1 protein-coding gene is annotated in these 233 nt (G+C 72.5%); it reads right to left on the reverse strand.

What is annotated here, in order from left to right:
• Positions 1 to 233, reverse strand: a 233-nt coding sequence (locus ACX6XY_RS30505; protein ID WP_460337990.1) for an ABC transporter substrate-binding protein, incomplete at both ends; no start/stop codon positions are given.

The raw sequence follows: 233 nt of genomic DNA on the forward strand, positions 1-233 counted from the left end.
GGTTCAGCGGCAGCACGCCGGCCTTCTGCAGCAGGGCCTTGGCCTTGGCCGGGTCATGCGGCGTCGGCGGGAGGCTGGCGTCATGCGCCCAGTTGGCGGCCGGCACCGGGCTGGTGGCCAGGGTGCCGGCATCGCCGTAGACCGTGCGCACGATGGCGGCCTTGTCGATCGCCATGTCCAGGGCCTGACGCACTTCGACCTTGGACAGCGCCGGGCGGCGCGTGTTGTAGGCC

Source organism: Streptomyces sp. O3 (assembly GCF_054788135.1).